This window comes from Marinococcus halotolerans DSM 16375, assembly GCF_000420725.1.
GTDB classification, from domain to species: Bacteria; Bacillota; Bacilli; order Bacillales; family Marinococcaceae; genus Marinococcus; species Marinococcus halotolerans.
The window spans coordinates 57,448-71,681 of record NZ_ATVM01000007.1 but is presented as its reverse complement, the minus strand read 5'-3'; the positions used below and the strand labels follow the sequence as shown (position 1 = coordinate 71,681).

Annotated in this window: 11 protein-coding genes; 7 read left to right on the top strand and 4 right to left on the bottom strand. The window is 49.0% G+C overall.

Annotated elements, in window-relative coordinates; genetic code table 11:
* Positions 1–142: 142 nt before the first annotated feature.
* The 3 genes from G548_RS0107095 to G548_RS0107085 all read right to left on the bottom strand — a co-directional run bounded on the left by G548_RS0107095 (position 143) and on the right by G548_RS0107085 (position 2,039).
* Positions 143–508: a hypothetical protein gene (locus G548_RS0107095; RefSeq protein ID WP_022793464.1), complete on the bottom strand. Its 366-nt coding sequence runs from the start codon at positions 506–508 to the stop codon at positions 143–145.
* Positions 492–1,043, bottom strand: coding sequence for an acyl-CoA thioesterase (locus G548_RS17600; RefSeq protein WP_022793463.1), 552 nt, complete (start codon positions 1,041–1,043; stop codon positions 492–494). The genes G548_RS0107095 and G548_RS17600 overlap by 17 nt, the downstream gene beginning before the upstream one ends.
* A 99-nt stretch (positions 1,044–1,142) precedes the next feature.
* Complete coding sequence (locus tag G548_RS0107085) at positions 1,143–2,039, bottom strand: LysR family transcriptional regulator (RefSeq protein WP_022793462.1); 897 nt, start codon at positions 2,037–2,039, stop codon at positions 1,143–1,145.
* A gap of 107 nt (positions 2,040–2,146) precedes the next feature.
* Between G548_RS0107085 and G548_RS0107080 the strand changes: the two genes are divergently transcribed.
* The 6 genes from G548_RS0107080 (at position 2,147) to G548_RS0107055 (ending at position 9,072) form a co-directional block, all read left to right on the top strand.
* Positions 2,147–2,914, top strand: coding sequence for a tyrosine-protein phosphatase (locus G548_RS0107080; RefSeq protein WP_022793461.1), 768 nt, complete (start codon positions 2,147–2,149; stop codon positions 2,912–2,914).
* A gap of 30 nt (positions 2,915–2,944) precedes the next feature.
* Complete coding sequence (locus tag G548_RS0107075; RefSeq protein WP_022793460.1) at positions 2,945–4,003, top strand: glycosyltransferase family 4 protein; 1,059 nt, start codon at positions 2,945–2,947, stop codon at positions 4,001–4,003.
* 163 nt (positions 4,004–4,166) lie between these two features.
* Complete coding sequence (locus G548_RS17595; protein WP_022793459.1) at positions 4,167–5,498, top strand: flippase; 1,332 nt, start codon at positions 4,167–4,169, stop codon at positions 5,496–5,498.
* A gap of 54 nt (positions 5,499–5,552) precedes the next feature.
* Positions 5,553–6,761: a glycosyltransferase family 4 protein gene (locus tag G548_RS0107065; RefSeq protein ID WP_022793458.1), complete on the top strand. Its 1,209-nt coding sequence runs from the start codon at positions 5,553–5,555 to the stop codon at positions 6,759–6,761.
* Between the two features lie 23 nt (positions 6,762–6,784).
* Complete coding sequence (gene murB, locus G548_RS17590) at positions 6,785–7,714, top strand: UDP-N-acetylmuramate dehydrogenase (protein ID WP_022793457.1); 930 nt, start codon at positions 6,785–6,787, stop codon at positions 7,712–7,714.
* Positions 7,711–9,072 (top strand): UDP-N-acetylglucosamine 1-carboxyvinyltransferase, encoded by a 1,362-nt coding sequence (locus G548_RS0107055; protein ID WP_022793456.1) that lies wholly within the window; start codon positions 7,711–7,713, stop codon positions 9,070–9,072. Before murB ends, G548_RS0107055 begins: the two co-directional genes overlap by 4 nt.
* 67 nt (positions 9,073–9,139) lie before the next feature.
* Here the strand turns inward: G548_RS0107055 and G548_RS0107050 are convergent, their stop codons facing one another.
* Entirely contained in the window at positions 9,140–11,857 is a 2,718-nt protein-coding gene (locus G548_RS0107050; protein ID WP_022793455.1) for a peptidoglycan-binding protein, read from the bottom strand.
* Positions 11,858–12,136: 279 nt separating this feature from the next.
* Between G548_RS0107050 and G548_RS18730 the strand changes: the two genes are divergently transcribed.
* The gene (locus tag G548_RS18730) at positions 12,137–14,200 is read left to right on the top strand and encodes an N-acetylmuramoyl-L-alanine amidase (RefSeq protein WP_022793454.1); all 2,064 of its coding nucleotides are present in this window, start codon (positions 12,137–12,139) and stop codon (positions 14,198–14,200) included.
* Positions 14,201–14,234: the final 34 nt, after the last annotated feature.

Sequence of the window (14,234 nt, the reverse complement as noted above, 5' to 3'; positions counted from 1 at the left end):
GTAGTATTGCTTCATTTTATAGTTAATTCAGCAATAGTTCAATAGGCTGTAATTATATGATATTTGCTACAAATGATAGTCGTCTAAATGACAGGGAAGTTACAAAAAAATCCAGACAATGTAATTGCCTGGACTCGTTTCGTTATTTTTTCAGCCCTTTAATAGATTCCGGTGTAGCACCGGCCGTCATCGCACAGAAGGCTTCCTGTTCTTCAGGGGAAAGCGTCTGAATAAAATGCTGCAGCTGCTCGTCATCTGCCTGTCTGCGAAGCTTCTGAACCTCCTCGATATAAAGGCGGCGTACAGAATCCGGCAGAGCCTCAACGTCAGCCGGGAGGGTTCCTGACGGCTGAAGCAGCGAGCAAAGGCTTTGATAGCGGAGCTGCAGCTTGCGGGTCAGCTGAACCGCATGTGTCCAAAGCGTATACAGCTCTTCGTTGTTGTGCCTTAATGCGCTTCGTTCTTCATCGACGCTCCGGAGCGTTTGAATACTAGTTAACGTGATCATACTGCGTGACCTCCTCGTGTTCATCCCATGGTTTTTCCAGTGTAATGAATTTCGCAAGCTCCTTGCTTTTCTGCCGGTGGTGCTTGCGGTCAATTTCGCGGTCTTTGCCGGTTTCAAACAGCGTTTTTTCTTCATCGGTTTCCGGAATGATCCCTGGCACCGGTACTGGTTTGCCGTGATCGCCGAGAGCGACAAAGGTTAAAAAGGCAGTAGCTGCAATGCGGCGCTCCCCGCTCATCATGTCTTCTGCGATGACCTTGCAGAAAATTTCCATCGAGCTTGTGCCGGTGTAGGACACAAATGATTCAATGCAGACCGAATCCGTCTGGAAAATCGAACAGAGAAAATCGATGGAATCGGTCGAAGCGGTAACGCATTCCTTCGCGCGGGAATGCCGGCGGGCCGACAGCGTGGCGCAGCTGTCGAGTTTTTTCATTAGAACGCCGCCAAAAAGGGAATTGTAATTATTTAAATCGTTCAGCAGTACCTGGTCAGTGTTGACGATACGGCTTTCACGCATTTTCCGTGCCTGCATAATGAAGTCTCCTTTCATTTATAAGGATACTTCATATGAAACCATAATAAAAATGAATGGTTAATATAATTATCATAACCTGTGTCTATGTTAAAATCGTTAATCCTCCTGCTTCATTTGAGATAGCACTGGAATGGAGAAATCAAGCCACTCTTTTGCGATAAACGAAAGGTAGTGCTCACGGTGCCAGATGAGGCCGAGCCTCCAACGGAGTGATTCTCCGGCAAGCGGCCGGATAACGACCTCGCCGCCAAGCTCCCGGCAGATACTTTCGGGTAGTAAGGTAATGCCGAGACCGCTCGCAACCATTTTCTCAATAAAATCCCACTGGGAGCTTTCCGACAGAATGCTGGGTATAAACCCGATATCCCGACAGGCGGTAATGATCTGCTGGCGCAGAGAGAAATCCTGGTTAAACAGAAGAAAACGGTCACGGCTAAGTTCGGTCAGACTGACATCGGGCTGGGCTGCAAGCTCATGGCGGGCAGGAAGCACGACCTGGAGCGGTTCGTCGACAAACGGGTGGGTATGAAAAAGCGATTCCTCGGTCGGCAGGACCACGGCCCCGACGTCGAGCTCGCCGTGCAGCAGAGCCTCTTCAATTTTTTTCGAGCCGTTTTCTTCAAGATGCAGGGTGATTTCCGGATATTTTTCGTGAAAAGGAGCGATCACCCGGGTGAAAAAGGAGGAGCTTAAGATCGGCGGCAGGCCGATGCGGAGCTGCCCACGCTTTAAGCCGCGGAGGGCATCGAGCTCGTGCTCAAGCCCGTGGTAGGCGTGACGTATTTTTTTTGCCTGCTCGAGCATGACTGCGCCGGCATCGGTAAGGGTCAGTTTTTTACGCGAACGGTCAAACAGCGTTACTCCCCATTCCTCTTCGAGCTGCCGCAGCATCTTGCTGATCGTTGGCTGGGTAACGTACAGGTGCTCAGCGGCGCGGGTGATGCTTTCGAGCCGGGCAGCCTCCATAAAATAGACAAGCTGGCGGTAGTCCATGTAATCACTCCAATCATATAAGTCCCAGTATAGAGAATAACCATGCAGAAAAAAATAAAAATGTGATAAGCTGTTGATATGGAAAAAACGTAAAGGAGCAAATGATTATGATTGATTTGCATTCACATATACTCCCCGGCATTGATGACGGGGCCGGTACCATTCAGGACAGCATCGAAATGGCAAGAGCCGCGCAGTTAAACGGCATACATACCGTCGTTGCTACACCGCACCACAAAAACGGCGCCTGGGACAACAGCGGCCACGACATTCCGCACCTGGTGGACTACGTTAACGAGTCACTGAAAAGCGCCCGTATTGACGTGAAGGTGCTTCCGGGACAGGAGAACCGGATTAACGGCGAACTGCTCAATGATTTAAAAAAAGGCATTTCGATCGGTCTCAATCACAGCCGCTATGTGTTTGTGGAATTTTCAAGTGCGCAGATACCACGGTACGCGAAGCAGCTGATGTTTGAGTTGCAGGTGGAGGGCTATGTGCCGGTCATCGTACACCCTGAGCGGACGAAGGCGTTCCGCGAGCAGCCGGATCTTTTGCATGAATTCGTGAAAAACGGTGCCCTCACGCAGGTTACCGCCCACTGCTTCACCGGTAAAGTAAACAAAAGCATCAAGCAGTTTGCTGAAGACATGGTCACCCACAATTTAACGCATATTGTGTCGACGGATGCCCACAACATCGATATGCGCCCGTTTGACCTGCGCGAAGCCTATGATTACATCGATCATTATCTCGGATCAGAGTACGTGGAAACCTTTTTGGATAACGCCGAACGTATTATTGAAAATAAAGATCCGCTGCTTGATGAGCCGTTAAAGGTCAGGCAGAAGAAAAAGTTTCTCGGCCTGTTTTAAATTAAATATGAAAAGAAACGGGGTTTTTGATTGCCTAAAGTAGTTATCATCGGCTCACACTTACAGGACAAAGGCGGCATTGTGTCCGTGCTGAAAAATGTCCTTTCCTCTTCGCTGGTGGAAAAATATGATTTTAAACTGATCCCTTCTTATATCAATAAATCAAAAGCTGTCCGGGTGAAAATGTTTATCCGTGCTTTTTATCAGCTGGTCAAGGAAGTAAAGCATAACAGGCCGGACATCGTTCACCTGCATGCCTCGGTGGCAGGGAGTTTTTACCGCAAAGCTCTGTTCGTTTTATATTTGAAAAAGAAAGGTATTCCGACCGTGCTCCATATTCACGGTTCGAGGTTTGAAAGCTTTTATACGGATATGAATTCGTTGGAAAAAAAGCTGTCGCAGTACATTCTTCAGTTAAGTGAACGGGTAGTGGTGCTTTCCGACTACTGGAAGGAGTTTTTCCGTCATATTGTTCCGCTTGAAAAAATTGCAGTTATAGAAAACGGCATCGCCTTAAAAAACTATACATACGACAAAAGTGAAAAGCCGGTAAACTTTCTTTTTATGGGGCGCCTTGGAGATAGAAAGGGTGTGTATGATTTAGTGGAGGCATGCGGCCGGATCGCAGAAACGCACAGCGGCTTTCATGTACATATTGCCGGAGACGGTGAAGTAGAAAAGGTGGCAGCCCTGGTGAAGGAAAAAAACCTGGAGCACTGTGTGCATGTGCTTGGCTGGGCCGGGGAAAAGGAAAGAGAAATGTATTTGCAAAAAGCAGACGTGATGGTGCTTCCTTCATATAATGAAGGCTTTCCGATGGCGATTTTAGAAGCGATGAACTACGGAACAGCGGTTATTTCGACACGGGTCGGCGGCATTCCGGAGATGATCACAGAAGGCACGGACGGTTTTATTATCGATCCCGGTGACGTAGAGGCTCTGACAGCCCGCATGCAGCTGCTGCTCGAACGTCCAGAGCTTCGGGAGCTGATGGGTAAAAATAATATGCAGAAAGTACGTGAACAATTTGATGTCGAAGTCCAGGCCGCAAAAATTGATAAAGTGTACCAGAATATTCTAAACACTTAGTGCTACAAGCTTAAGAAAGAACGCAGCCGGGTGCTGCGTTTTCTTTCGTAGAGCCCATAGTCTCATTAACATACTCTCATCTGTTTACAGGCGGAGTATGATAAGATAAAAATGTTGCGTAAAAATACAATTCTATACAACGAACTGAAAAGGAACGTATAAAATGAAGAACCAACAGACACGGCCGCGCAGTACCGTATTCGATATTATCACTTCATTTGGGACAAGAATACTGCTGCTGTTTGGCACGTTCATTTCCTCCGTCATTATGGCAAGAGTGCTGGGGCCGGAAGGGCAGGGAATTGTAACTGCTGTTTTTGTCCTGCCTAATATTATTTACTCCCTGGCCGATCTCGGAGTGCGGCAGTCGGCTGCATATTTTACCGGAAAGCAGATATATTCAGTAGATACAATCAATTCAGCTGTCTTAAGCATATGGCTGTTTACAACAGCTGCGACGACGGCTGTTGTCGGTCTGTATTTTTATTTTTCCATGAGCGATGAATACGACTGGCTCGTGCTGCTGATTGCTTTAGCTTCTTTGCCGCTGAAGCTTTTTCATGGTTACTATAAAGGCATTCTTCACGGAAAGAATAGAATAGGAGCCATTAATCTCGGTGAAATTATTAAAGCGAACGTGCAGTTTTTCGGTGTCATTCTGCTTGTGGCCCTGCTTGGTTTCGGGGTGCGCGGCGGAGCACTCGTGCAGTTTTTGATTCCGCTTGGCATCTCACTGTACTTTCTCATCCAGGTAAATACATACGTGAATTGGAAGTTCCGCCTTGATTACCGTGTGATATGGAAAATATGCAAGAGGGGGATCCCGTACGCATTGGCGTTATTTTTATTAACGCTGAACTACAAAATTGATATTTTTATTCTGCGGTATTTAGTGGAAGACGATCAAATCGGGCTGTATTCAGTGGGAACGAATATGGCAGAGCTCGTCTGGCAGCTGCCGATTGCAATTGGATTGGTGCTCTTTGCCAAAGGGGCTACGAGCACAAATGAACAAGCAACGGTGCGTCGGGCGGTGAAAGTCCTGCGGGTCTCGTACCCGGTGATTATCGTCATTTGTACAGGTATCATCGTGCTTGCCCCGATTTTGATACGGCTGCTGTACGGAGAAGTGTATGTGCCGTCGGCGACTGTGCTGCAGCTGTTAATGCCCGGCGTCATAGCGCTCTGCGTGGCAAAGGTACTGCACCCGGATATGTCCGGCAGGGGGTATCCGCTGTATGCGATCAGAGCTTTTACATTGCCGCTTATTATTAATATTGTTTTAAACTTTATGCTAATCCCGGGTCTCGGCATTAACGGAGCAGCGATTGCTTCCACCATAAGCTATATTATCGGCGCTGTCGTTTACGCCCGCCTGTATGCCCGGAAAGAACAGCTGAACATAAAGGACATTTTGATCATTAAAAAAGCAGACATCGCAGAAATAGCAGTGTATGCGAAGAAAAAATATGCTGCCATGCGCGGAAAATCATGAAGCAGGCGCATAGAGAACGAAGTGATTCTACAGCTGGAAAGCAGGGGGAAGAAAATGAAGTTACTGCTGAAAAACGGCCGCTTTAGCGGAGGAGCTTCCTTTTCGTTACTGGAATATGCCAAACTGGGCAGACGGATGGGTCATGAGGTGACGGTCCACGGGGAATTTACGGACGGCACGGAAAAATACCGGGATGCCGGTGTCGATCAGCTGTTTGATATTGATAAATTTGAAAGCCGGAAGCCGCTGAAAAACCTCAGGCTGCTTAAGCATTTTCTGCACCGCATCCAAACAGAGAAGCCTGATGTTATCATTGCCATCACAGAGATGAACGTGTACTTTACCAGGTTCATTACTATGTGGACGGGAACACCGGCTTTATATTTAATTCCCGGGAGCAGTGTCTTCCCTCAGTTTTCGGTTATTATGAAACGCGATGAAGTCATCGTGTTCAGTGAAGAAAATAAGCAGGATCTGCTGAAATATCACTTTCCTGTGGAACAGATTCATGTGTTCCCCCACCGGCTGGACTTCACCTACTATCCGGAACCTGATTTTGGGACGCTTCCGAAACAGGAGAAAAAGCTGAACCTTCTTTTAATCAGCAGGCTGGATTATGATAAAATTCATTCCGTATATAACGTTTTTAATACAGCGCTCGAATTGAGCCGAAGCACCAGCCGGGAAGTGACACTCACGATAGCCGGGGAAGGAAAGAATGAATTGGAAGTCAGGCAAAAAGCCGAGGAATGGCAGAATGCATACGGTTTGAGCGTGCATATACTCGGCCACGTGCCGAACGTACATGAACAAATCCCGGACTATGACATGGTCGCCGGAAAAGGCAGAAGCATCATCGACGGCTTATATTTGGGAAAGCCAGGCATCGTAGTCAATGAATCATATCAATTTAAATTAGTGACCGAAGACAACATCCAGGAGCTTGCTGCCTATAATTTTGCCGGCAGAAACATTGAGTCGTCCACTGATTACGATGAACTGCTCGAATACTTGAGGGTGGATGCGGAAACAAGGAGCAGAATCAGGGATTATGTAGTGCAGAACTATGATATTAACGCCGTCTCCCCGCAGATTGAAGCTATGATAAATGAACGCGCGGAAAGCCGAAAACAACCGTCATGGCTGCAAAAAGCGAGAGCACTGCTATTTTTGGCCAAAATGAATTATTACGTATTTAAACTCGAACTGTGGCCGGTTATTCAGGAAAAGCTAAAAGAAAAGCGCCGGAATAAATTCGGCTGATGTCTCAGCATTGGAGGTAAAGAATGTCATTTGTATTAGAAGAGCATAAATCATTGGAAAAAATGAATACCTGGAAGCTTCCGGGCACGGCGCGGTATTATGCTGCTCCGCGTACAGAAGCAGAAGTGTGCGAAGTGGTGCGTTTTGCAAATGAGCATGATCTGCCTCTTATGACCATGGGCAACGGCTCGAACGTTTTCGTGGACGAAGAATGGTTTCCGGGGATTGTGGTTCATTTGAATAAGCATTTAAAAAGCATTACCGTGGATGAAGAGCGCGGAGAAGTGTTTGTTTATGCCGGCATGGCTCTTCCGGCACTGGCGACCAATATGGCCGCCAGGGGAGTGGAAGGGTTTGAGTTTTTCGCCGGGATCCCGGGGACAGTTGGAGGCGCGGTGGCAATGAACGCCGGCTGTATCGGAAAAGAGACAAAAGGCATACTGCGCACTGTAACGTATGTGAATGAAAACGGGGAAATTATTCACGCCCCGGGGGAGAAAACGGATATGAATTTCCGTACCAGCATGTTTTTGCACCGTTCAGTCGTTATATTAGGCGGTTGTTTTCAGTATAAATATGCCGAAGATCCCGAAGCTGTCCGGGGGAAAACGAAGGAAGCAATGGAAATCCGGAGACGGAAATTCCCGAAGGGTGTGGCTACGGTGGGTAGCACGTTCAAAAGCCCGCCCTCCGGACCATTTCCCGGGAAATTAATCGAAGAAGCCGGCTTAAAAGGGTACGAAAATAACCATGCGAAGATTAGCGATAAGCATGGAAACTGGGTGATAAACACCGGCGGTGCTTCTGCCAAATCAATGTCGGAATTGATGGAGCTGATGCACGCAAGCGTCTTAAAAGCCTATGGCGTGAATCTGGAGCCGGAAGTCGTATGGATGAGTGGCTATAGATCCGGATGCTCTGAAGACAGTCCCCCGAAAGGAGAAAAAGAATGACACCAGGCATGGAACAGCGTAAGACATCCGCTTTTTCAACGGCCGGCTCCCCTTACTATGAGATCGAAGGCGGAAAACCACTCACAGGAGATGTTTATGTGCCAGGAGCGAAAAACGCCGTACTCCCGGCATTGGTGGCAGCTTCCCTCACCGAAGAGCCGGTAACTCTGCACAGTGTTCCTGTTGAACTGAACGATGTTCGTCTCATTATGGAACTGCTTGAAGAACTTGGAGTAGACATTCAGCGTTCGGGAGCGGATTCATTAATCGTCCAGAAGAGGACATGGGAAGATCAGGGGATCGACCGGACAAAAGCAAGCAGGATCCGGCATTCACTGCTGCTTCTTGGCGGCAGCGCCCGGTGGGGAGAGTCTTTGTTTTTGCCCATCCCGGGAGGCTGCAATATCGGCAGCAGAAAACACGATCTGCATACCATGGCTTTAAACACGTTGGGACACAAGGCAGAAGAACTGGATGAAGGCATTGTTTTCAGCTCCAGAGCCTCCGCTGAAGACAAGGACATTGAATTTCACTACCCAACGTTTGGCGGCACGCTAAACGTCATGTTTGCCGCGGTGGCGAGAGAGGGGAGCCGGACAACGCTGAAAAATGCAGCCATTAATCCGGAAGTGATCGACGTTATGAAGCTTTTGAATAACATGGGAGCAGATATCGGATGGGAGAGTGAATCTTCCAATACAATGATCATCAATGGGGTAAAAAGCCTTCATGGCACCACGCATCACGTCATGGGCGATCGGATCATTGCTTCTACAGTGATTGCGGCAGTGGGTGCCACGAAAGGAAATGTACGCATTCACAACACAGGTGCCCATTTCCTTCAAAAAGAAGTGAACGTATGGCGCGATGCAGGTCTTCGCATAGAGGACCATGATGACAACTACCTGGATGTATCGTGGGAAAAGCCTCTCGAGCCAGTGTCGATTGAAACCTCGGCCTACCCCGGCTTCCATACAGATATTCAGCCGCTTCACGGAGTGATGATGGCAAGAGCCGAAGGAAACAGCTCTATCAAAGAAACGATTCTCGACGGGCGATTTCAATACGTCTGGGAGCTAAATAAACTTGGTGCTTCAGGTACGGTCGAAGACGGGGGCTTTCTATGCGTGAACGGGGCGGAAGGCCAGGTTGCTACGTTTACAGGCACCGGAGACTGGACAGGCTCGGAGGAGCTGGTAGCACGTGATATCCGGGGTGGGGCGGCGGTAGTTATCGGTGCCCTGGCAGCTGAAGGCCGGAGCTGTATCACAAACGTCTACCAAATCGAACGGGGCTACCAGGATCTTCCTGGACTCTTTCGGCAGATGGGCGCCCGTATCACCCGGGAGCTTTCTTAAACATTCAGTAAATAAAAATCCCCGCGTTGTAACCGGTTCTGCCAGTTAAATACGCGGGGGTTTTTTGCTATTCTTTTTCTTCAATACGCATAATGTTGGAGTCCATTTCATTGGAGTCCACGGCGCTCCGGAACTGGTCGCCGGATAAAGTAATCGTCTCTTCTTCCATAACGACGTTCATTTCCTGCAGTCGTTCATTTTCCATTACTGGCCGGAGAGCAAGGACATCCCCTTTCTCCTCCTCCTGGAAATATTCCATGCTGGAAATGTCTCCGGTGGAGAAGGATTCTTCCCAGCTGACCTGCGCATAAGAAGAACCATCATACGGATCCTCCACGCCTGTCAGGTAGTCAAACTCACTGCCCCATACGTTTTCTGCATCCTCGGTATGGCCGCTTGCTGAGGCGGAATAAATCCCTTCCACAAGCTGCCCGTCATAGGTGAGTACAGTACCGCTTGTGTCATGGATGGCATCCAGAATCATCGATTTATCCTGAGGGCCAGTAGGAATGCCGTGATACACCTGGGAGCGAGTATCGTCGTATACATCGAAATTACTTTCCGGGGAAGCCTGGGTGAAGGCATAGGCCCGGGCGGCTACGGCCTGAACTTTAAATGCCTCGGGCTCATCCCAACTGCTGTACATTTCGTAAGGAACGACGCCTTCGAGATAGTCATCGATGTCGACATGGTTGACCACATCCATCACCCAGCTGCTCTGGATGCCATCAATGTCCGATTTCTTGAATTGAAGACTGCCTCTATATTCGGTGCCCTCGTATTGGAACGTTCCGTCTCCCTCTGTGGATATCGCTTTTTCGGTCGTTGCGACCGTCTCTCCGTTAGTAATAACAAATTCGCCGCTCCCATCGGAGCCGTAAGAAATCTCTGTAGTGCCTTCCAGATCTTCAAGCACGGGCTCGCCGTCTGCATCCACGATGTCGTAGCTTTCGCCGCTTTCGATCGTGGCGGAATTCTGGTCGGTCTCGCCGAGCAGTACGCGGATATCGCGGTTCTGGTAGTCACTGCTCGTGGTAACGTCAATGTCAGTATAATAATACTTGAGAATCTCTTCGTAGCTATTACCTTCCTGGGCCATGCCGTAAGCTCCCCACTGGGTCATGCCGACGCCGTGGCCGTTCTGGTCTTTACCGTAGAAGTCATAGGTTTTGCTTTCCATTTCAAGCAGAGATGTTAGTGTGGCAGCATCAGCTGTGCCGGTGACGGCAAGCTCCTGCTCCTCCTGATATTCCTCCACCCGGGCCGTCATATCCGAATCAAAGCTGTCGCCTGAGTTCGTTTCAAACCCTGCGGCTGTTAAATGCTGTTTCAAAAGCTGGACGTCGTCTCCTGCGTCTCCTTCCTGCAATTCATGCTCGAAAGGAGAAGGGAACGATTCGGCTGCTAGTTCCTCCAGGGTTTCCTCTGTAACGCTGTCATATATGCCAGTCGCAGGGATACCCTGCTCTGTCTGGAATTTCTGAAGAGCTTCTTCTGTAGAATCATCAAAAGATCCGTCTGGATCTTCTTTTGCATTGTAGCCAAGTGCGTTCAGGCTGGTCTGCATTTCTTCGACGCCTTCACCTGAATCTCCGCGCTCCAGGGCATTTTCTGTCTGATCGATATAGGCTTCCAAGGTCTCCATGGTTTCGCTGTCAGCTGTGCCTGTTTCTTCAAGGCCGTAAAGCTGCTGGAATTCACGGAGCGCTTCTTCGGTTTTTGGACCAAAGTAATTAGTCGTGTTATCCGTCACGTGGAAGCCGGCATCATTTAATAGCTGCTGCAGCTCCTGGACCGAAGCGTGGCGCACGCCATTTTCAAGAACCTCCGGGGGTTCGCTGGCTGTTTCCAAAACCTTTATGGTTTCATCATCAAGAATGCCAGTAACCGGAAGACTGTATGACTGCTGAAAGTCCTTTACAGCCTGCTCGGTCAGCGGCCCGAAGTAGGTGGTCGGTTCATCGGTCACATGAAACCCGGCATCGTTCAGCATCTGCTGGTACGTTTGGATGTCCTCGTGCTCCATGCCGTTGGCATAGCCTTCCGCGTCCTGTTCAAGCAGCTGCAATGTGCTTTCTCCGGCGATGCCATCCGCAGAAAGTCCGGCCGATTTCTGAAAATCCTTCAGGGCAGCCTCTGTCCGCGGACCGAAATACATCGTTGGATTATCCGTTACATGAAAACCTGCCTCATTTAATTGTTCCTGAAGGCGTTGTACATCTTTATGCCGGTCTCCGTTTTGAAAGCTTTCGGGGGAAGAGGCAGCATACTCCAGAGCCTCGACCGTTTCCGCGTCCAGCATGCCGCTGATCTGGATGTTGTAGGCCTGTTGAAAATCTTCTACAGCCTCCTGCGTTTTAGGACCGAAGTAGGTGGTTGGGCTGTCGGTCACATGAAAGCCGGCCGTATTTAAACCCTCCTGATAGGCCTGAACAGCGGCGTCGCTGTCGCCCCGCCGGAATCCGTCTGCCAACTCGTTGGAAAGAACGTCAATGGTCTGTGTTCCCGCTTCGCCGGTCACATCAAGCCCATTAGCCCGCTGGAAATCCTCTACCGCACTTTCTGTGAGTGGGCCGAAATAGTCGGTGGGATTATCCGTCACATGAAACCCTGCTTCATTTAAGTCCTGCTGCAGCTGAAGCACGTCTTCACCAGAGGAGGGTTCGCTTAATGGCAGACTGTCATAATTATACGCCTGAACCTCCGATGGTCCAGCTTGCCACAGGTAAAGAGAAGCAGACCCAACTACAGTGCTGAACAATAAAAATTTACCTGGCTTAAACAAATAAAAACTCCTTTTTAGGTATTTATAATTAGTTCTTTATGTATACAAGAGAGTCTATGCAACACAGGTATGTTTTGCAAGGAATCCTATGAATTTCCATTCATTCAAAGGTAAAAAGATGAAAAAGTTGGTGTAACATTTGTAATATTGCTGAGCACATCATCATTAAAGAATACAATTTGGAACTATTGTGACCCCTCTGCAGTGTCGATAGAATGGACGGGCAGTACAGTTTATTACACTAATCAGGAGGTATGAGATATTTCAACACGCAGGTATTTGCTGCCAATCGGCACAGCTTTGGTTCTTGCATCAATCTTCCCGCTGTATGCCCAGACGGCAGAAGGAGCAGGGGAAACGCTGGAGGAAGGAGATTCTGGAGGAGACGTAAAGGAACTGCAAAAAACACTTAATGGAGCTGGCTTTGAGGTCACAGAAAACCCAACTACATATTTTGGTCCCAAAACAAGTGGAGCAGTAGAGGAGTTTCAAAAGGAAAATGGTTTAATCGTTGACGGTATTGCGGGTCCCAACACCTGGGAGGCTTTGGGCGAGACCGACGAAAGCAGTGCAGCTTCCTCGGATGAATTGCAGGAGGGCGACAGCAATGAACATGTTGCCGAACTGCAGCGGGATTTAAATGAAGCAGGATTTCATGTCACAGATACTCCTACTACATATTTTGGCCCCAAAACAAGGGAAGCCGTTCAGGAATTCCAGCGTACATATCAGCTTCAGGATAATGGAACCGCAGACGAAGGAACCCTGGAAGAATTAAATACGGTTCTTAATAATAGCGGCAGTGCCTCTGCTTCTGGCACATATAAATCAGGTGACGACAGTGAATACATAAAAGAACTTCAGAAGGACTTAAATGAAGCCGGGTTTCATGTCACCGATGAGCCGACAACATATTTCGGCCCTCTTACCGAAACGTCGGTAGAAAATTTCCAGAAGGCCGAAGGGCTTACAATCGATGGGGTAGCCGGGGCGAACACCCTTGAGGAACTAGAAGAAGTCGGGGGAAAACCAGAGTCTGAAAGTGAACCGGAAAATGAAACAGAAGAAACTGAGGAAAGCGAAAATACGGCTTCACTTTCCATAGGGAAGAGCAGTGAGCGTATTCAGGCTCTTCAGGAGGACTTAAACGAAGCCGGTTTTCACGTTACCGATGAGCCAACCACTTACTTTGGCCCGAAAACCGAAAAAGCGGTAGAGGAGTTTCAGGAAGAAAACGACCTGACCACCGATGGCGCTGCCGGCACGAAAACATTATCCGCTCTGGAGGGAGTTCTGGAAAGTAAAGAGGAAGCAGAGGAGGAAGAATCAGAAGAAACAAACACTTCAAACGATCTTCTCAGTATTAATGATGAGGGAGAAGAAGTTCAGGCGCTTCAGGAACAACTGAACGAAGCCGGCTTTCATGTAACAGATCAGCCGACCACGTATTTTGGTCCTCAGACAAAAGCAGCGGTGGAGGAATTCCAGCAGGAATATGAACTGTCAATTGATGGGGTGGCCGGGCCGGAAACGCTGACTAAGCTGGATGAAGTGCAGGAAGAAGAGGAAAACACAGATCCCGGGGTGTTGAAAGCAGAAAGCACCGGTCAGGCAGTGGTTGATCTGCAGAAGGACCTGCATCAGCTGGAATACTACCAGGGTAAATACACCGAGGAATACGACAGCGAAACATCGGACGCGGTAGCGGCTTTTCAACGGGAGTATGGGCTTGCGATTGATGGCATCGCCGGTCCTAATACGCTAGAAGCAATCGACGGGGAATTGAATCAAAGCGCTCCCGGCACGCTTCGGGGCAAAACGGTGGTCATTGACCCGGGCCACGGCGGCTATGACGGCGGGGCAGCAGCGAACGGCCTCGAGGAAAAAGACATTGTACTAGACACCGGGATGAAGCTGAAGCGCGATTTGGAGGCAATGGGAGCGACCGTTGTAATGACCCGGGAGTCGGATCGGTACTTGTCACTCGATGAACGGACACAGGTGGCGAACAATGCAGATGCGGACGCGTTTGTAAGCGTCCATGTAAATGCCGGCGGAGGTGTCGGCGATGAAAGCTACTGGTACGGGGAGCACGAGGCTGAAAGAAGCGAACGGCTGGCTGAAGATGTACAGGAACGGTTGATTGAGGCTACGGGCGCTGTGGATCGCGGAGTCCATGAAGGCAACTTTCAGGTGATCCGTGATACGGATATTCCAGCCATTTTGGCGGAAATTGGATTTATCGACAGTTCAACGGATGCAGCTAATTTAAGTGAAGAGGACTACCTGGACGACACCTCTGAAGGACTAACCGGCGGGGTGGACCAGTTTTTTGAAGAGTAATAAAAAGGGAGCATCTCGTATTTAGAGAAGCTCC